At 73.9% G+C, this 17,148-nt stretch carries 20 protein-coding genes and 1 riboswitch; of the genes, 14 read left to right on the top strand and 6 right to left on the bottom strand.

Features of this window, described 5'->3' with window-relative positions:
- The first annotated feature begins 90 nt into the window (after nt 1-90).
- Nucleotides 91-1,059 (top strand): aldo/keto reductase, encoded by a 969-nt coding sequence (locus DEJ27_RS12785; protein ID WP_111091071.1) that lies wholly within the window; start codon nt 91-93, stop codon nt 1,057-1,059.
- Nucleotides 1,060-1,195: 136 nt separating this feature from the next.
- Here the strand turns inward: DEJ27_RS12785 and DEJ27_RS12790 are convergent, their stop codons facing one another.
- On the bottom strand, nt 1,196-1,831 hold the full coding sequence (locus tag DEJ27_RS12790) for an NADPH-dependent F420 reductase (protein WP_110862565.1): 636 nt from the start codon (nt 1,829-1,831) through the stop codon (nt 1,196-1,198).
- A 77-nt stretch (nt 1,832-1,908) separates the two neighbouring features.
- Between DEJ27_RS12790 and DEJ27_RS12795 the strand changes: the two genes are divergently transcribed.
- From DEJ27_RS12795 to DEJ27_RS12810, 4 genes are all read left to right on the top strand, one after another.
- The gene (locus DEJ27_RS12795; protein ID WP_110862566.1) at nt 1,909-2,205 is read left to right on the top strand and encodes a GNAT family N-acetyltransferase; all 297 of its coding nucleotides are present in this window, start codon (nt 1,909-1,911) and stop codon (nt 2,203-2,205) included.
- 22 nt (nt 2,206-2,227) lie between these two features.
- Complete coding sequence (locus DEJ27_RS12800) at nt 2,228-2,689, top strand: VOC family protein (RefSeq protein ID WP_110862567.1); 462 nt, start codon at nt 2,228-2,230, stop codon at nt 2,687-2,689.
- Between the two features lie 83 nt (nt 2,690-2,772).
- On the top strand, nt 2,773-3,243 hold the full coding sequence (locus tag DEJ27_RS12805) for a MarR family winged helix-turn-helix transcriptional regulator (protein ID WP_110862568.1): 471 nt from the start codon (nt 2,773-2,775) through the stop codon (nt 3,241-3,243).
- Nucleotides 3,240-3,749 (top strand): metallophosphoesterase, encoded by a 510-nt coding sequence (locus DEJ27_RS12810; RefSeq protein WP_110862569.1) that lies wholly within the window; start codon nt 3,240-3,242, stop codon nt 3,747-3,749. Before DEJ27_RS12805 ends, DEJ27_RS12810 begins: the two co-directional genes overlap by 4 nt.
- 60 nt (nt 3,750-3,809) lie before the next feature.
- Here DEJ27_RS12810 and thiD read toward each other — a convergent pair whose 3' ends face one another.
- From thiD to thiM, 3 genes are all read right to left on the bottom strand, one after another.
- Nucleotides 3,810-5,327 (bottom strand): bifunctional hydroxymethylpyrimidine kinase/phosphomethylpyrimidine kinase, encoded by a 1,518-nt coding sequence (gene thiD, locus DEJ27_RS12815; RefSeq protein WP_111091072.1) that lies wholly within the window; start codon nt 5,325-5,327, stop codon nt 3,810-3,812.
- Nucleotides 5,324-6,073, bottom strand: coding sequence for a thiamine phosphate synthase (gene thiE, locus DEJ27_RS12820; RefSeq protein WP_110862571.1), 750 nt, complete (start codon nt 6,071-6,073; stop codon nt 5,324-5,326). The genes thiD and thiE overlap by 4 nt, the downstream gene beginning before the upstream one ends.
- A complete protein-coding gene (thiM, locus tag DEJ27_RS12825; protein WP_181420169.1) occupies nt 6,070-6,936 on the bottom strand; it encodes a hydroxyethylthiazole kinase in 867 nt (288 codons plus the stop codon). Before thiM ends, thiE begins: the two co-directional genes overlap by 4 nt.
- Nucleotides 6,925-7,020: riboswitch (TPP riboswitch) on the bottom strand. (Overlaps the previous gene by 12 nt.)
- Nucleotides 7,021-7,088: 68 nt before the next feature.
- Between thiM and DEJ27_RS12830 the strand changes: the two genes are divergently transcribed.
- The 5 genes from DEJ27_RS12830 to DEJ27_RS12850 all read left to right on the top strand — a co-directional run bounded on the left by DEJ27_RS12830 (nt 7,089) and on the right by DEJ27_RS12850 (nt 11,395).
- A complete protein-coding gene (locus DEJ27_RS12830; protein ID WP_111091073.1) occupies nt 7,089-8,045 on the top strand; it encodes an NUDIX domain-containing protein in 957 nt (318 codons plus the stop codon).
- Between the two features lie 107 nt (nt 8,046-8,152).
- The gene (locus tag DEJ27_RS12835; RefSeq protein WP_110860110.1) at nt 8,153-8,899 is read left to right on the top strand and encodes a phosphotransferase enzyme family protein; all 747 of its coding nucleotides are present in this window, start codon (nt 8,153-8,155) and stop codon (nt 8,897-8,899) included.
- Nucleotides 8,896-9,972, top strand: a complete 1,077-nt coding sequence (locus tag DEJ27_RS12840) for a winged helix DNA-binding domain-containing protein (RefSeq protein ID WP_110860112.1) — start codon at nt 8,896-8,898, stop codon at nt 9,970-9,972. The genes DEJ27_RS12835 and DEJ27_RS12840 overlap by 4 nt, the downstream gene beginning before the upstream one ends.
- 113 nt (nt 9,973-10,085) lie before the next feature.
- Nucleotides 10,086-11,021, top strand: a complete 936-nt coding sequence (locus tag DEJ27_RS12845; protein WP_111091074.1) for a DnaJ domain-containing protein — start codon at nt 10,086-10,088, stop codon at nt 11,019-11,021.
- Nucleotides 11,021-11,395, top strand: coding sequence for a DUF6578 domain-containing protein (locus DEJ27_RS12850; RefSeq protein ID WP_181430156.1), 375 nt, complete (start codon nt 11,021-11,023; stop codon nt 11,393-11,395). Before DEJ27_RS12845 ends, DEJ27_RS12850 begins: the two co-directional genes overlap by 1 nt.
- Here DEJ27_RS12850 and DEJ27_RS12855 read toward each other — a convergent pair.
- Nucleotides 11,389-11,751 (bottom strand): RNA-binding S4 domain-containing protein, encoded by a 363-nt coding sequence (locus DEJ27_RS12855; protein ID WP_111091075.1) that lies wholly within the window; start codon nt 11,749-11,751, stop codon nt 11,389-11,391. The genes DEJ27_RS12850 and DEJ27_RS12855 overlap by 7 nt on opposite strands.
- A gap of 33 nt (nt 11,752-11,784) precedes the next feature.
- On the opposite strand from DEJ27_RS12855, the gene DEJ27_RS12860 reads away from it, so the two are divergent.
- Both DEJ27_RS12860 and DEJ27_RS12865 read left to right on the top strand, forming a co-directional pair.
- Nucleotides 11,785-12,042, top strand: a complete 258-nt coding sequence (locus DEJ27_RS12860) for a hypothetical protein (protein WP_258370354.1) — start codon at nt 11,785-11,787, stop codon at nt 12,040-12,042.
- Between the two features lie 114 nt (nt 12,043-12,156).
- Nucleotides 12,157-13,314 (top strand): hypothetical protein, encoded by a 1,158-nt coding sequence (locus DEJ27_RS12865; RefSeq protein WP_111091076.1) that lies wholly within the window; start codon nt 12,157-12,159, stop codon nt 13,312-13,314.
- 19 nt (nt 13,315-13,333) lie between these two features.
- On the opposite strand, the gene DEJ27_RS12870 is transcribed toward DEJ27_RS12865, so the two are convergent.
- Nucleotides 13,334-14,821 carry a trypsin-like peptidase domain-containing protein gene (locus tag DEJ27_RS12870; protein WP_258370355.1) on the bottom strand — a complete coding sequence of 496 codons (1,488 nt, stop codon included), beginning with the start codon at nt 14,819-14,821 and terminating at the stop codon, nt 13,334-13,336.
- Nucleotides 14,822-14,980: 159 nt separating this feature from the next.
- Here DEJ27_RS12870 and DEJ27_RS12875 point away from each other — a divergent pair, with 159 nt between their 5' ends.
- Nucleotides 14,981-16,015, top strand: coding sequence for an iron ABC transporter permease (locus tag DEJ27_RS12875; protein ID WP_110860120.1), 1,035 nt, complete (start codon nt 14,981-14,983; stop codon nt 16,013-16,015).
- On the top strand, nt 16,012-17,133 hold the full coding sequence (locus DEJ27_RS12880) for an iron chelate uptake ABC transporter family permease subunit (protein WP_258369866.1): 1,122 nt from the start codon (nt 16,012-16,014) through the stop codon (nt 17,131-17,133). Before DEJ27_RS12875 ends, DEJ27_RS12880 begins: the two co-directional genes overlap by 4 nt.
- Nucleotides 17,134-17,148 lie beyond the last annotated feature (15 nt).

Raw genomic sequence — 17,148 nt, forward strand, 5'->3', positions numbered from 1 at the left:
CTCCTTCCGTCGACTGATCCATGCTCAGTTGTAGCGGCAACCGCTGGGTGGATCGCAGCCCCAGTTCGGGGTCGCCGGTACGGTCGGGTGATGACCGGAATCGAACACCGTCCCCTGGGCCCCTCGGGGCTCGTCGTCTCCACCGTCGGCCTCGGCTGCAACAACTTCGGGCGGCGGGGAACCGCGTCCGAGTCGCAGGAGGGCACCGACGCCGTCGTCGCCGCGGCCCTGGACGCCGGGGTGACGCTCTTCGACACCGCCGACATCTACGGCGGCGTGCCGGGCATGTCCGAGGAGATGCTCGGACGCTCGATCCGCGGCCGCCGCGACGAGATCGTCCTCGCCACGAAGTTCGGCATGGACATGCAGGGCGCGAACGGCCCGGACTGGGGCGTCCGCGGGTCCCGCCGGTACGTGCGGCTCGCGGTCGAGTCGTCGCTCCGGCGTCTCGGTACGGACTGGATCGACCTGTACCAGATGCACCGGCCCGACGACGTGACACCGATCGAGGAGACCCTGTCGGTGCTCGACGACCTGGTGCGCGAGGGCAAGATCCGGTACGTCGGCCACTCGAACTTCGCGGGGTGGCAGATCGCCGAGGCCGAGCTCACGGCGTCGATCGCCGGCACCACCGCGTTCGTGTCCGCGCAGAACGAGTACAGCCCGCTCGCCCGGGATGCCGAGGCCGAGGTCCTGCCGGCCGTGCGGGCGTACGCGCTCGGGTTCCTGCCGTTCTTCCCGCTCTACAACGGGCTGCTCACCGGCAAGTACACGAAGGCGGGCGGCCCGGCCGACGGGCGGCTGACGACCTCGAAGCCGCAGGTGCTCGAGGACGCCCCGTGGGACGTGCTCGACGACTACCAGCGGTTCTGCGACGACCGGGGCGTGACGATGCTGCAGGCGACGTTCGCGTGGCTCCTGGCACAGCCGGGGCTGTCGAGCGTCATCGCGGGGGCGACGAAGCCGGAGCAGATCACGCAGAACGTCGCGGCGGGCACGACATGGGCGCCGACCGAGGACGACATTGCCGACATGACGACGATCTTCGACCGGGCCTGAGCGGGCGCGCTCGTTTCGGGTGGTTTCGCCCTGCCTCGTTTCGCGCTGAGCGGCAGGTCACGGGCTGCGGAGCCCGAGAGGTGTCGCTCAGCGCGAAACAGCAGCGGTGGGTGCCGGTGCTGCGCGGCGCGGCGGACTAGCGCGTCGCTGCGGCCAGGGCGTCGCGCAGTTCGGCGGCGGTCATCCGCGGGCCATAGCCGGGGGTGTCCCGCTGGATGCGCCAGCCCTCGGCGAGCGGCCCGGCGTCGACGACGTCGAAGCCGAACGCGTCGATGAGCTCGGAGACGGTCTGCTTGGCGGAGACGTCGTCGCCGGCGATGACGAGGGCTCGACGGTCCGGGGTGCCGGCGGGCGTCGCGTGGCCGGTCAGATCGTCGGCGCCGATGTGGTTGAACGCCTTCACGACGCGGGCGCCGGGCAGGTGGTCCTGCAGCAGCTCCGCGGTGGTCGTGGACTGGTCGTCGAGGGCGGCGATGTGGCCGTCGCGCTCCCAGTAGTAGTTGTTCGTGTCGATGACGACCTTGCCGACGAGCGGTTCGACGGGGATCGTCTCGATCGCGGCGAGCGGCACCGTCACGACGACGATCTCGCCCGCTGCGGCTGCCTCGTCGCGGGTCGCTGCGCGTGCGCCGTCGCCGAGTTCCGTGACCAGGTCGGTCAGGGTCTCCGGGCCGCGGGAGTTCGCGATGACGACCTGGTGGCCGTTCCGTACCGCGAGTCGTGCGAGCTGGGATCCGATGTTGCCGGCGCCGATGATTCCGATGGTTGTCATGGTGTCCCTGCAACGCTGCCCGACGTCGTGCATTCCCCGGGCGGCACGAACGCCCTTCCGGGAGCATGATGGCGGGCATGGACCACGAGTTCCGCGACGAGACCGACCAGGACCGCTACGCGATGTACGTCGGCGGCGAGCTCGTGAGCGTGCTCGACTACCGGGTGAACGGTGACGCGGTGGCGTTCCCGCACACCTACACGGTCCCGAAGCACCGCGGCCACGGCTACGCGGCCGAACTCGTCGAGTACGCCGTCGCCGATGTCGAGTCGTCGACCACGAAGCGCATCGTGCCGATGTGCTGGTTCGTCGGGAAGTGGTTCGACGAGCATCCCGAGAAAGCCGACCTGCTCAGCCGCAGCGCCGCGGACTGAGCGCCGAACGAAGGGGCTCCCCGTGCCCACCATCACCCCGTTCCTGTGGTACGACGACCAGGCCGAGCAGGCGGCCGAGTACTACGTGGGACTGTTCCCCGACAGCCGCGTCGACAGCGTCAGCCGGATGCCCGACGGCCGCGCCCTCGTCGTCGAGTTCACGCTGCTCGGCAAGCCGTACCGCGCGATGAACGGTGGCCCCGGCCACCCGCACACCGACGCGGTGTCGTTCCAGATCGACGTGGACACGCAGGACGAGCTCGACCGCCTGTGGGACGCGCTGCTCGCCGACGGCGGGAGCCCGATGGCGTGCGGGTGGTTGACCGACCGCTGGGGTCTGGCGTGGCAGGTGACCCCGTCGATGCTGGGGGAGCTGATGAGCGGATCGGGCGACCCGGAGGCCAACGCCCGGGTCTTCGAAGCCATGATGCAGATGATCAAGCTCGACATCCCCGCGCTCCGGGCAGCGGCAGCCGCCCGCTGACCCCACACCAGGCGTACCCGCCGGTATGGTGACGGGACGAGAAGACCGCCGGCCGGCGCCGGCGCAGACAGGCTGGAGCCATCATGGACCACCCGAGCTCCAAGGTCCGGAACAGCGACATCAGCCGGGCGTACACCGAGCTCGCCCGCATCACCCGTCGGGCGAGCATCCGTGCCCGTGGCTCGGATCAGGTCCTGAGCGTCGTCGACCAGTCCCTCGTCGACTTCGTCGTCCAGCACCCGGGCTGCATGGCCATCGACATCGCCCGCTACCTGCGGCTGAACCGCTCCACGATCTCGCGGCAGCTGTCCGGGCTCCTCGCGACCGGGCTGGTGCGGACGACCGACGGCGGCAGCGGGAACGCGAAGCCGCTCGAGGCGACCGACGCCGGCCGCGCAGCGCTCGAGCGGTCGGTGCAGCTGCACCGCGACGCGCTCGACGAACGGCTCGCCGACTGGTCCGACGACGACATCGCACTGCTCGCCGGGCTGCTGGAGCGCCTCGGCGCCTCGGACGAGGCCGGGCTCCCGATGCCGGCACCCACCGAGTCGTGACGACGTCGTTCGTCCTGCTGTCCGACACGCACCTGCCCAAGCGCGCGAAGGACCTGCCGCCCGGGCTGTGGGCCGACATCGACGCCGCCGACCTCGTGGTGCACGCGGGGGACTGGGTCGACCTGGCCACCCTCGACGCCGTGCAGGCGCGGTCCAGCCGCTTCGAGGGCGTGCGGGGCAACAACGACGGTGCGGAGTTCGACGACCGGCTGCCGCTCGTCGCCCGGTTCGGCGTCGAGGACCTGCGCTTCGCCCTGGTGCACGAGACCGGGGCGTCGACCGGTCGGGAGCGGCGGATGGACGCCGAGTACCCGGACACCGACGTGCTCGTCTTCGGCCACTCGCACATCCCGTGGGACACCGTGGCGCCGTCGGGGATGCGCCTGCTGAACCCCGGTTCGCCGACCGACCGCCGTCGTCAGCCCGACCACACGTGGATGCGCGGCACGGTCAGCGGTGCCGAGCTGTCCGTCGAACTGGTCCGGCTGCCGCCGGTCGCCCGCTGATCCCCGCCGAGACTCGGCCCGGGGGACAGTTCTCGGCCGGGCCGACCCGAGAACCGTCCCTCAGCGCGAGACTCGGGCGCCGCGTGCCTCCGTCGGCATCCGGAAGAACGCAAGCTCCCACTCCACCGAACGTCGGAACGCCCGCGCCATCCGCCCTCGCTCGTCGGGTGTCGCCGCACGGGCCACCTCCTCGACGAGCCGGGTCGCCTCGGCACTCGACGCCGCGAACCCCGGGTCCCCGTACGCCGTGATCCAGTCGGCGAAGGCGTGCCTGTCCGGAGCGACCCCGAGCTGCGACCCGACCCAGGCGTAGACCCGGAAGCAGGGCAGCACCGCGGCGGCGAGCACCGCCGGGGAGCCGGAGTCGGCGGCCTCCTGCAGGTGTGCGAGGTACCCGGCGCACGTGGGGTGCACGGGATCGTCGGCGTGCGAGCCGGCCAGCCGACGGTGGTGCAGGTCGCGCGCCTCGTCGGCGCACCCCTGCGCAGCCGCCGCCCAGAACGCAGCAGCACCGCCGGCACCATCGCCCGAACCGGCACCGGGGGCACCAACCCCGAGCGCCGCCAGGTGCCGCTCGTACGCCCGCAGGTAGTGGACGTCCTGCGCCAGGTAGCCCGCGAAGACCTCCGGCTCGAGCGTCCCGTCCCCGAGCCCCACCAGGAACGCGCAGTCGATGGTCTCCTGCAGCACCGATGCCGCATCCGTCCACCACACGTCCGTGTACGACAGCGCCGGCAGGGCTGCCCGCGCCTGCGCTCCGTGGTCGACCGGGCCGTTGCCGCTCCCGACCGACAGCGCGTCGGCCCCGCGCAGCGCCGCCGTCAGCCACTCCTTCGCCACCCCGACCGCGAGTTCCCAGTCGCCGTGCCGCGCGGCGAGCGTCGCGATCGCACTCGACAGGGAGCACCCGGTGCCGTGCGTGTTCGTCGTCGCGACGCGGGGACCGGTGAACACCCGCACGGTTCCGTCCGGTGCCACGAGCACGTCATCGGAGGTCGGCCCTTCGTCGTGGCCGCCCTTCGCCAGCACCAGGACGTCCCACCGCGCCGCCACGGCACGCGCGGCATCCAGCGACGAAGCCGACGACGACGAAGCCGACGACGGCGCACCGGAACCAGCCGCACCCGCGCCGGCGAGCTCCGCCAGCACCACGAGCTCGGCCCGGTTCGGCGTCACCAGGTCGGCGAGCGCGAACAGCGCCCCCATGGCCGACGCCGCGTCCTCGTCGAGCAGCCGGTCCCCGCTCGTCGCCACCATCACCGGGTCGACGACGACCACCGGCGGCTGGTGCTCCCGCAGCCAGTCCGTCACGACCCGCACGACGTCGGCGGTGCCGAGCATCCCGATCTTCACCGCGTCGACCACGACGTCGTCCGACACCGCGTCGAGCTGCTCCCGCAGGAACCCGACGTCCGGCAGGTGTACCGACCGCACCCCGTGCGTGTTCTGCGCGACGAGCGCCGTCACGACCCCCATCCCGTACCCGTCGTGCGCGGCGATCGCCTTGAGGTCCGCCTGCATCCCGGCCCCGCCCGTCGGGTCGGTCCCGGCGATGCTCAGCACCCGTGGGACGCTCATGCGTCCGCCCCGTGGTGCGTGGCGTCGGCCTGGAGGCGTGGATCAAGGTCACCGGATCGTCCGGCCTCCGCCCCGTGGCCGGGCCCACGGCCCCACGCGGCCACGTACGCCGCCGCGGCGGACCCGGGGTCGGCCGCGGCGCAGATGCCCGACACGATCGCGACGCCCGCGGCACCGGCTGCCCGGAGCGGCACGACGTCGTCGAGGGTCACCCCGCCGATCGCCACGCACGGCAGGTCGGTGGCGGCGGCCAACCGGGCGAACCCGTCGTGGCCGAGGGCCGGCGGGTGGTCGGCCTTCGTCGCCGTGGGGTGCACGACCCCGACGCCGAGCAGGTCCACGGTGCCGCGGGGGAGTCGCTCGACGGCAGCCAGGTGCGCGAGCGTGTTCGCCGTGAGGCCCACGTGGGCGTCCGCTCCGAGCAGGGCGCGAGCGGCCGTGACGGGGACGTCGGACTGGCCGAGGTGCACGCCCGCGACCCGGTGTCCCGCGTGCCGTGCGGCGAGGGCGACGTCGAGCCGGTCGTCGACCACCACCCTCGCGCGCTCCCCGACGGCGTCGGCGACCGCGGCGGTCAGGGCGAGCAGGTCACGCGCGGAGGCGTCCTTGTCCCGCACCTGCACGATCCGGACCCCGGCGTGCACTGCGGCGCGGACGACCCCGAGCACCCCGATGCCGTGCCGGTCGGCCAGGGCACCGTCGGTCACCAGGTAGACGCCGAACCCCGCAGACTGCAGCCCGCTCACGCCGACACCGCCCGGGCGTCGACCGCGGGAGCGGCCTCGAGGGTGATCCGGGCCTCGCGGACGACGTCCTCCGGCGTCAGCGACGCCAGCCGGTCGAGGAACAGCGGCTGGAAGGTCCCCGGTCCGCCGGCCTCCCGTGCCGCGAGCTCGGCGGCGATCGTGTGCACCGCGGTGGCGGCGACGGCAGCGGCCCCCGCGTCCTCCGGCGCGACCGACGTGAACGCGGCGACGACCGCGCCGAGCGCGCACCCGCCTCCGGTGATCCGCGTCAGCAGGTCGGTGCCGTTCGCGACCCGGACCACACCGATGCCGGGCGCGACCAGCAGGTCGACCGCACCCGACACGGCCACCGCGGCCACGAGCCTCCCGTCCGAAGCAGCGACCGACGCGACCCGAGCGTCCTCCGTGCCCACGGTGCTGTCGACCCCGCGGCCACCGGCCGAGTCGCCGAGCAGGGCGAGCACCTCGGACGCGTTGCCCCGCAGCACCGTCGGGCGCAGCGCGAGCAGGTCACGCGCCAGGGCGGTCCGCACCGGCAGCGAGCCGACGGCCACCGGGTCCAGGACCCACGGGGTGCCCGCGTCACGGGCGGCGTGCACGGCCTCGAGCGCGGCGACCCGCGGTTCGGCGTGCGGGGTGCCGGTGTTCACCAGCAGGGCGTCCGCGACGCGGGCGAACGGCCCCGCCTCGGTCGCCACGTCGACCATCGCGGGCGAGGCCCCGAGCGCGAGCAGCACGTTCGCCGTGACGTTCTGCACGACGGTGTTCGTGATGCACTGCACCAGCGGGGCCCGGGCACGCACGGCCTCGAGCAGTTCGGCGGTTCGGTGGGCCCAGGCAGGGGAGGGCGCAGCGGTTTCCATGGACGATCCCTTCGCGAGTACGAGCTCGAGCAGGTTCGACGGGTGTGATCTCAGCCGCTGGATGCGGCACCCCGTGTCTCGAGCGACACCGTACACGACGCCCGGTGACCACTTCGAGGCCCGCTCCGGGCACCGTGTGCCAGGGTTGGACCGTGCCAGATGCAACGCCCCCCGGGCCCCCACCCGGCCCCCGCGACCCCGGCGACGCCTGGGCGGTCGGCCCCGACGGCACCAAGGCATGGGGACGCTTCGGCGCCGCCGGCCTGCTCGTCGACGACGGCGCCGGCCGCGTGCTCCTGCAGCACCGCGTCGAGTGGAGCCACCACGGCGGCACCTGGGGCATCCCCGGCGGCGCACGGCACCAGGGCGAAGCAGCCGTGACCGCCGCCCTCCGCGAATCCGCCGAGGAAGCCGGTGTGCCCGACGACGCGATCGCCCTGCGCCACACGGCACTGCTCGACCTGGGGTTCTGGACCTACACGACCGTCGTGGGGCGCGCCTCCCGACCCTTCGAACCCGTCATCGCCGACCGCGAGAGCCTCGCCCTGTCGTGGATCCCGATCGACCAGGTCGACGACCTGCCCCTGCACCCCGGCTTCGGCAGGTCCTGGCCGGCGCTCCGTGCCACCGTCGCGACCACGCCGCACGTCGTCGTCGACGCGGCGAACGTCGTCGGCAGCGTGCCCGACGGCTGGTGGAAGGACCGAGCCGGCGCTGCGTCACGCCTGCTCGCACAGGTGTCGGCGCTCGCCGCGGGCGGGGTGTCCGCGTCGTTGCTCGACCTGCCGTTCGCGCGGTGGTGGCCGCGGTGGACCGTGGTGCTCGAGGGGGAGGCCCGGGCCGCTGCGGACGGTGGGGGCGCGAGCGTCGAGCGCGGTGCCGACGGAGACGCCGTAGCCGCCGCAGACCGCGGTGCCGCCACCGGCGCTGTCGACGTCGTCCGTGCTCCGGCCTCCGGCGACGACGCGATCGTCGAGTCCGTGCGGGCCGCGGTGCAGGCCGGCGACGGGCCGGTCGTCGTCGTGACGGCCGACCGCGAGCTCCGCGACCGCGTCGAGGCCCTCGGCGCGACCGTCCACGGGCCGTCCTGGTTGCGCGACCAGCTGTAGTCACCGCGCTGGGGCCGATCGTGTTCCGGATGGACTGGGACGCATGCCGGTCCTGATCGGTACGCTGGCCCTTCGTCAACGGAGACGCAACACGCAGGAGGTTCCCCTTGGAGCGCATCACCAGGGCCGACGACCGAGTCCACCGCCCCGCCGGGCCGTGGACCCCCACGGTGCACCGGCTGCTCGCCCACCTGCACGAGCAGGGGTTCGTCGCAGCCCCCGAACCGATCGCCCTCGGTGACACCCTCGAGACGGTCTCGTTCGTCCCGGGCGTCGCTGGGGAGTACCCCTGGACCGAGGACATCGCCAGCGAGGCAGCCCTCGTCACCAGCGCCCGCCTGCTCCGCCAGTTCCACGACGCCGGTGCCAGCTTCCCGCGCAGCGCCGCCGACGACCTCTGGTCGCAGGCCGAACGTGCTCCGGTCGAGACGATCGTGCACGGCGACTTCGCCCCGTACAACTGCGTCTACGACGGCATCGCCGCCGTCGGCCTGATCGACTTCGACACCGCACACCCCGGTCCCCGCGTCTGGGACGTCGCGAGTGCCGTCTACCGGTTCGCGCCGTTCACCACCGGCGCTGTCGAGGGATCGACCGCCCCCGACCTCGACGATCGGCTCGCACGTGCCGCCGAGTTCTGCCGCGCCTACGCGCTCGACGACCGCTCCCGCAGCGTCCTGGCCGAGACGATGATCGCGTCCCTCGTCGCGCTCGTCACGACGATCGAGCACGAGGCCGCCGCCGGCAACCCGAAGTTCGTCAGCGACCTGCAGCACGGCCACGCCGACCTGTACCGCGCCGACGTCGCCTACCTGGAGCAGCACGCCGACGCCGTCACCGCCGCCGTCGCGTGACCACCAGCCCCGCGCGGCTCCGCTCGGCGCGGTTCGCGGCGCAGGGCATCGCGGCGCCCGGGCTGCGCCCCACGGAGGTCGTCGAGCGGATGCTGGGGGTGCAGGGGCAGGACCTCGGCCAGGTGCTCTGGGCCATCGGGGTCCGCGCTCCCGGGTCGACGCGGGACGACGTCCGCGGGGCCTTCGACCGCGGGGAACTCGTCCGCTCGTGGTCGATGCGCGGCACCCTGCACGCCCTGCGCCCCGACGACCTGCGCCTGCTGCTCTCGCTCACCGCTGAGCGGACCCTCCGCACGATCGCCCGACGCGCCGCCGAGCTCGGCATCGACGACGCCCTGCTCGGCCGGGCCCGTGAGGCGACGATCGCGGCCCTCGAGGGCGGCCGTGCGCTGGTCCGGGACGACCTGTTCGCGGCGTACCGCGCTGCCGGCATCGACCCGGCCGGAGGTCGCGGCTACCACCTGGTCCTGCAGCTCGCGCAGGAACGCCTCGTCGCCTGGGGTCCCACCGCCCGCGTCGGGCAGGGGCTCGTGCTGCTCGACGAGTGGGCACCCGCCACCGCTGAGCCGCCGGACCGCGACGAGGCCCTCCGCCGGGTCCTGCTCGGGTACCTGCGCGGCCGTGGCCCCGCGACCGAGGCCGACGCCGCGAGCTGGACGAAGCTGCCGCTCAGTGACCTCCGCCGGGCCCGGGCCGTGGCGGGGGACGCGGTCGAGGACCTCGGCGACGGGCTCCTCGCCCTCGCCGACCGGCCGACGGCCGCGCGCGTCCCCACCGGGCACCTTCTCCCCGGCTTCGACGAGTACCTGCTCGGGTACGCCGACCGGTCCGCGCAGCTCGACCCCGCCCACGCCGACCGCGTCGTCCCCGGAGCCAACGGCGTGTTCCTGCCGATGGCCGTCGTGCGGGGTCGCGTCGTCGGCACCTGGAAGCGCACCGAGCGCCGGGCCGAGCACCTCGTCACCGTCGCACCCTTCGGCACCCTCGACGCGTCGTCCGTCCGTGCGCTCGAGGCTGCGGCCGCGCGGTACGCGGCGTTCCTCGGAGCGCCGGTCGTGACCACGGTGGTCTGACGCGACCACCTGCGGACCGTGTGCCGAGGCAGCCCGGCCGCACCGCTCCTCCAGAGTGCACCCAGCAACCATGCGGCGGACTCCGACACTGCCTCCGGTAATGTCGCAGGGCCATGACGGACAGCCCGGCCGACGCCACCCCCTACGAAGTCCTCGGCGTCCCCGCGACGGCTGACGACGACGCGCTCCGCCGCGCCTACCGGCGGGCGGCCCGCGAGACGCACCCCGACCTCGGCGGCGACGCCCAGCGCTTCCGCCAGGTCCAGATCGCATGGGAGCGCATCGGCACGCCGGAAGCCCGGCGCGCGTACGACGTCGGGTCCCGCGCGTCCGGTTCGTTCGGTGCTTCCGGCTCCACCGGCAGGGGTGGCACCGGTCGCGACGCCTACGCACCCCCGGCAGCGCGTCGCGACACGCGCCCCCGGGCGCGGTCCCACGGACACCCCGGCGGTCGGTCGCGCGAGGTCTTCCTGCAGGCCGAGCGCGAGTGGGTCGGCCTCGGCGACCCCATCGAGGACCCCTACGACCCCACGCTCATCCGCTCCGCGCCCCGACACATCCGGCGGCTGCTCGCCGAAGCCCTGGCCGAAGAGGCAACCGCCCTGATCGTCTCCGACATGGGGATCGGCGTCACCGTGTGGCACGATCTCGACGCCGGGGCCGAGGGCAAGCTCGACCACGCCGTCCTGACCGCGAGCGGACTCTGGGCCGTCGAGTCCATCGACTGGGGCGCTCCGGTCCGCGTCGAGCACGGCGAGATCGTCGGCGAGACGCTCGCGCCGGGGGAGCGACCCGTCAAGGAACTCGTCCGCGCCGCCCGCGCCGTGCAGAAGCAGACCCGGGTGCGGTTCTCCGGCCGGCTGCTCGTCGTGCCGGACGCCGCCGTCACCGAGGACGTGCAGCTCGTCGGCTCCCCGAAGAAGCCCACCGCGCTCGTCGTCCGCCGCAGTGCGCTCGCCCAGGTGCTGGGCGGCGTCTGGTCGCCGGCCGGTTCGGTCGACGTGTTCGAGATCCGCGACCGCCTGCAGCAGACCGTCCGTTTCGTCTGATGTCCGCGTTGCACGTCGTGGTCGAGATCGGGGGCTGGGAGCACGAGTGCTGCGGCCCGGCGGTGGAGATCGGCGACGTCGTCGAGTACTGGGTCGTCTCCGCGGACGGAGCACGGCGGTTCGGCGAAGTCCGACACGACTCGGCGCGGACGCAGGCGATCCGTGGACGGGTCGTCGAGCTGTACGCGGTCGGCCGTGACGGACGGGTGGCGATCGAGCGGGTGCCGAGCGGTTCGGCCCTGTGCGGCTCCGACGAGGACGACGACGGTCACCTCGAGGCCCGCTGGACCGGGCAGCCGGTCACCGTCGAGTGGGACGGCGAGGCCGAGTTCGAAGTCGTCATCGACCCCTACGGCAAGCCGAAGCGTCAGTAGCCGCGGAGCTTCTCGAGGTCGCGACGCTCCCGCTTGCTCGGCCGTCCGGCACCGCGCTCGCGCATCGGGACGAACCCGGCCTCTTCCTTCGACAGCCGCGGCGGGGTCTTGTCCTCGAAGTGCTTCGCGGCCTCGGGGGCGCTCGTCCGCTTCAGGATGATGCCGGTCACCACGACGACGCGGTCGAAGCCGTTCTGGCGCACCCGCACCTCGTCACCGGGGCCGATCGGCTGCGCCGGCTTCGCGCGCTCCCCGTTCACCCGGACGTGACCGGCCTTGCACGCGGCAGTCGCGGCCGACCGGGTCTTCGTGATCCGGACGGCCCAGATCCAGCTGTCGACCCGGGCCTTCTCCATGTCGACACTCTAGGCGGCCCGTACCCTGGGGTGGTGCATGCGGACGAACAGGCGGTGATCGCCCGGGCCCGTGCGCTCGGGGTGCTGCACGACGCCGCGCTCGGCGACCGCCTGGTGGTCCGGGCGCACCACGGGGACGGCGCGCAGGACGCCCTCGGTGACCTGGTCGCCCGGACGCCCGACGCCGTGACGATCGCGACCCGCCGCGGCCCGGTCGAGGTCCGGCTCGACGACGTCGTCGCCGCGAAGCCCGTCCCGCCGCCCCCGCCCGCGCGGCCTGCTCGGCGCTGACACACGGTGCGAGCCCAGCACCTCGCACGGTGCGAGCCCAGCACCTCGCACGGTGCGAGCCCAGCCCGGCGAGCCGCAGGCCCCGGCACCCCGCTCCCGACATACGCTCATCCCATGGCAGTCCCCGTCCCGCTCGGCACCGAGGACCGCACCGCCCGCCTCACCCTCCGCCGCCCGGACTCCTGGCGCCGCGAGGACTCAGCCCAGGCGGACCTGCGCGTCACCGGCGACGACGTCGTCCTCACCGTCCGATCCCGACCCAGCGACCGCGCGATCGGCGACGAGAACACCGGCCTGCTCGCGCGGCTGCCCGGTTCGGTCGAGGGCCTGCTGCTCGTCGGCTGCGACCCGTGGACCACCGCCGGCGCCCCGGCCCGGCTGGTGGAGTACGTCCGGCCCGACGAGCACGGCGACGTCGCCGGCACCCACCTGCTCTTCGTGACCGGTCGGCACCGCGTCGACCTGACGATCGAACGCCCGCTCGCCCGGCTGCTCGAGACCGACGACCTCGTGCTCGCCGTCCTCGAGAGCGTCCGCGCCACCGAGACGGTCCCGGTCCGCCCCGAGCGCGACCTCGAACCCCTGCCGGCCCCTGCCCCGACGGCACCGCTCGAGGGCCCCCGGCTGAGCACGGACGCGATCGGCACCCTGCAGAGCCTCGCCGGACGCCGGTGGAACCCCACGCTCCTCCGCGCCGCGGCGGGTCGCGAACTCATCGAGGCGGGCCTCGTCGGTCGGCTCGGCACGCTGCCGGAGTCGACCCAGACCCTGCTCGAACCCTGGCAGGGCGATGCCCAGCCGGTCACGCTGGAACAGCACCTGCCCGACGGGGGCGAGTCGCGCCTCCAGGCCTGGTCGCAGACCGTCGTCGACGGGACCGACGCGGCGGGCGCCGTGGTCGCGTCCGTCACGCCCGACCGGGCCGTCGCGTTGATGGCCGGGAGGCTCGGCATCGGTCCGACGTGGACCTTCCCGTTCCGCACGGGGTCGCTCCCAGGGCACCTGCTCGGCCGCAAGCTGGCCGGCGGTCCGGACGCACCGGACCTGCCGGAGGCCCTCGCCGAGGCGGACCCGCGCCTCGCGCGGTTCTGGGCTGCGCCGTGGACCGTCACGTACCTGCGTCGACCGGGCAAGCCGAAGCCGATCACGATCGTGCGGGCCGAGGGACACGGATTCGCGCGCGTGGGCACGACGAAGGCCGGGGAGACCGCCCTCCGGACGGACTCCCCGGCCAATGTCTACCGGTCGGTGGTGCGGGCGCTGCTGGGCTGAGCGCGCCTGCGTTCTCCCGCTACGCGGCGGGGCCGGCGGTCAGGGTGACGGTGACGGTCTTCGCGGCGCCGGTGCTGTCGGTGTAGCGGACACTCACCTTGTCACCCACCGAGTGCGACTGGACGACCTGCGTCAGCTGGTCCGAGCTCGTCACGGCGGTGCCGTCGATGCTCGTGATCGTGTCCCCGGCGGCCAGGCCGGCGCTCGCGGCGCCGGAGCCCTCGACCGTGCCGGCGACGGCGACGCCGCCCGTGGTGCCGGTGGTGTTGCTGACCTGGACCCCGAGGAACGCGGGCAGCCCGATGGTGATCGTGCCCGACGACTCACCGTCGAGGATCTTCTCGGCGATGGTCTTCGCGGTGGTGATCGGGATGGCGTAGCCGGTGACGTCGGCCGTGCCCGAGGACGCTGCCGTGGCCATGCCGACGACCTCGCCCTCGCTGTCCAGCACCGGTCCGCCGGAGTCACCGGAGACGATGTCCGCCGAGATCTCGATCAGGCCGGTCAGGGACTCGGTGCCGGTGCCGGACTCGCTCTGCACCTGGATGTCCTGGTCGATCGCGGTGACGGTGCCCTCGGCGGCGACGAGGTTGCCGGTGCCCTCGGCGTTGCCGACGTCCTTGACGGTGTCACCGGTGCTCGGCTCACCGTCGTCGTCCAGTGTGACGGTGGACAGCCCCGAGGCGTTCTCGAGCTTCAGCACGGCGACGTCGTTGGTGGCGTCGGCCCCGACCACGTCGGCCTTGTACTCCTTGCCGGTGGTCTCGTCGGTGACGGTGATGCTCGTCGCGCCCTGGATCACGTGGTTGTTCGTCAGGATCGTGCCGTCGGAGGTCAGGACCATGCCGGTGCCGGCCGCCTGCGACGACTCGTCGTAGTTCAGGACGGTGTTGATCGTCACGACGCCCTTCTTGTCGGCGGCCGTCGCCGCGGTGGCGGGGGACTGGGTCGTCCCGCTGTCGCTGTCGCTGTCGCTGTCGCTGTCGCTGCCGCTGCCGTCGCCGGGCACCGTGAAGCCGTTCGTGCCGTCGCTGCTGCCGGTGCCGTCGGTGCCGGATCCGGTGCCGGGCAGCGTGGTGGTGCCCTGCGACTGGCTCGACGTCGTGGTCGTCCCCTGCGAGGACAGGCCGAGGGCGGTGCCGCCGGCCGCACCGACGATGGCGAGTGCGGCGATGCCGGAGCCGATCATCAGTCCCAGGCGACGCGGGCGCTTCGTCGTACCGGGGTGGTTGGCGGTCGCCGCCGAGGACGCCCAGGCGTGGTTCGCGCCGGCGAGGGCGGAGCTGCCGATCAGGTACGGGCCGCGGCCGTCCGGCGTGTAGGCGTAGGGGCCGGAGCCGTCAGGACCGTAGAGGTAGGGACCGGAGCCGTCGAACGCGTACGCCGGGCGCAGGGAGGCCGGGTCGGCGTGCGGCGCCTCCCAGTGCATGCCCGGAGCCTGCTGCTGCGCGGCGGGGGTGCCGTTCTCGTCGTGGTCGGCGGCTGCGGGGTTCGGGGTCTCGTTCATCGGTGCTCTCCGGTCGTCCCTCGACGGCCCGGTCGGGCGTCGATGGAGATCAGTACAGAGCGCTTCCCCATGACGAGCCTATGAACGAACCCTGCGCACGCTCCGGGCTTGCTCGGGGGACGCCGAGTGGGGCTCCGGCGTTAGGGTGGCCTTACTTCCATGTCTCCGTCGACGTCCACGCCCCCGGCTCCCAGCTCCGTCCCCCGACTCGTCGGTGCGACCGTGCTGGCGGTCGTCGTCCTCGCCGTGGCGTGTTCGCTGTCGATCGCGTACGGCTCGCGGCCGATCCCGCTCGGCACCGTCCTGGACACCGTCCTGCACCCCGGGCGGAGCGACGAGGTCGGGCTCATCGTGCTCGGCAACCGGGTGCCCCGCACCGTCGTCGGACTGCTCGCCGGGGCGGCGCTCGGGGTCGCCGGGGCGGTCATGCAGGGCGTGACACGGAACCCGCTCGCCGACCCGAGCGTCCTCGGCATCAACTCCGGTGCGACCCTGGCCGTGGTGGCCGGGATCGCGGTCTTCGGCGTGAGCGGCACGGCCGCCTACCTGCCCTTCGCGTTCGTCGGGGCCGCCCTCGCCGCACTGCTCGTGTACGGGATCGCGACCGTCGCCCGTCGCGGCCTCTCACCCGTCGGACTCGCCCTCGCCGGAGCCGTGGTCGCCGCAGCGCTGTCGTCGGTCACCACCGCGGTGCTCGTGACCGACCAGAGCCTGCTCGACCAGCTGCGGTTCTGGCAGGTCGGTGCCCTCGCCGGCAAGGACCTCGGCACGGCGGGGATCATCACGGCGCCGGTGCTCGTCGGGCTGGTGATCGCGTTCGGTCTCGGTCGGTCGCTGAACACCCTCGCGCTCGGGGACGAACTCGCGGCGTCGCTCGGGCAGCGGGTCGTGCTCGTCCGCGCCGTGGGCGGTCTGGTCGCGGTGCTGCTCGCCGGGTCCGCGGTGGCCGCCGCCGGGCCGATCGCCTTCGTCGGACTCGCCGTTCCGCACGCGGTCCGTCGGTTGAGCGGCCCCGACCACCGCTGGACCATCCTGCTGTCGGCGATCGTCGCCCCCGCGCTCCTGCTCGTCGCCGACGTCATCGGCCGCGTCGTGGCGTACCCGGGGGAGCTGCAGGTCGGCATCGTCACGGCGCTCATCGGAGCGCCGGTGTTCATCGCGCTCGTGCGCTCGAGGGTGGTGCGGGGACTGTGAGGCAGCTGTTCGGCTCCTCGCGTCCCCGGTCGGCCGGGCTGCGCCGGTCGGCCGGCATGCGCCGTTCGGCCGGGGTGCGCCGGTCGGCCGGGCTGGGCCGGTCGGCCGGGCTGGGCCGTTCGGCCGGGCTGGGCAGCTCGGCCGGGCTGCGCCGTGAGGTCGCGGTGCTCGTCGCCGTGGTCGTGGTCGTCGTGGTGCTCGTCCTGGTCGGGCTCGGCGCCGGTTCGATCCCGCTCACCCCGGGCCAGGTGCTCGCCTCCCTGTTCGGCCAGGGGGACCGGATCTCGGACTTCGTGATCGGGCAGCTCCGCGGGCCGCGGGTGCTCGGTGCCGTCCTCGTCGGCGCCAGCCTCGGCGTCGCCGGCGCGATCGTGCAGAGCGTCGTGCGGAACCCGATCGCGAGCCCCGACGTCATCGGGATCACCTCGGGGGCCAGTGCCGCCGGACTCACCGCCATCGTGCTGTTCGGTGCCAGCGGTGGCACGCTCTTCTCGGTCGTGCTCGTCGGCGCAGTGGTGGTCTCGCTCGTCATCGCCGGGCTCGCCTGGCGACGGGGGATCACCGGCAACCGGGTCGTCCTCGTCGGCATCGGTGTCGCGGCGATCTGCCTGAGCATCACCGGCTGGATGCTCACGAGCGGCACCGTCACCCAGGCCGGCGCCGCGCTGCTCTGGCTCTCCGGCAGCCTGAACGCCGTGGACCGCGACCTGGTCGGGGTGCTCGGCGTCGCGTTCGTCGTGCTCGGCGTGCTCGCGCTGCTGCAGTCCGCCCGCCTGCAGGTGCTGAGCCTCGGGGACGAGGTCGCCGCCGCACTCGGGCTCCGGCCGGACCGGGCGAAGGTGCTCCTGCTCCTCACCGCCGTGTGCCTGACCGCCGCAGCCGTCGCCACGGCGGGGCCGGTCTCGTTCGTGGCGCTGATGGCCGCGCCGATCGCCAGACGCCTGGTCGGCGGCGGACGGGTCGCGCTCGCGCCGGCCGCCGCCGTCGGTGCCGCGATCACGCTCGGCAGCGACCTGCTCGCCCAGTTCGCGATCCCCGGCAACGCGCTGCCGGTGGGGGTCGTGACGGGTGTCGTGGGGGCGCCGTACCTGCTCTGGTTGCTCGCGCGGGGTCGGTGACGCCGGGTCGCACGG

Origin of the sequence: Curtobacterium sp. MCPF17_018, assembly GCF_003234135.1 — a bacterium.
GTDB lineage: Bacteria > Actinomycetota > Actinomycetes > Actinomycetales > Microbacteriaceae > Curtobacterium > Curtobacterium flaccumfaciens.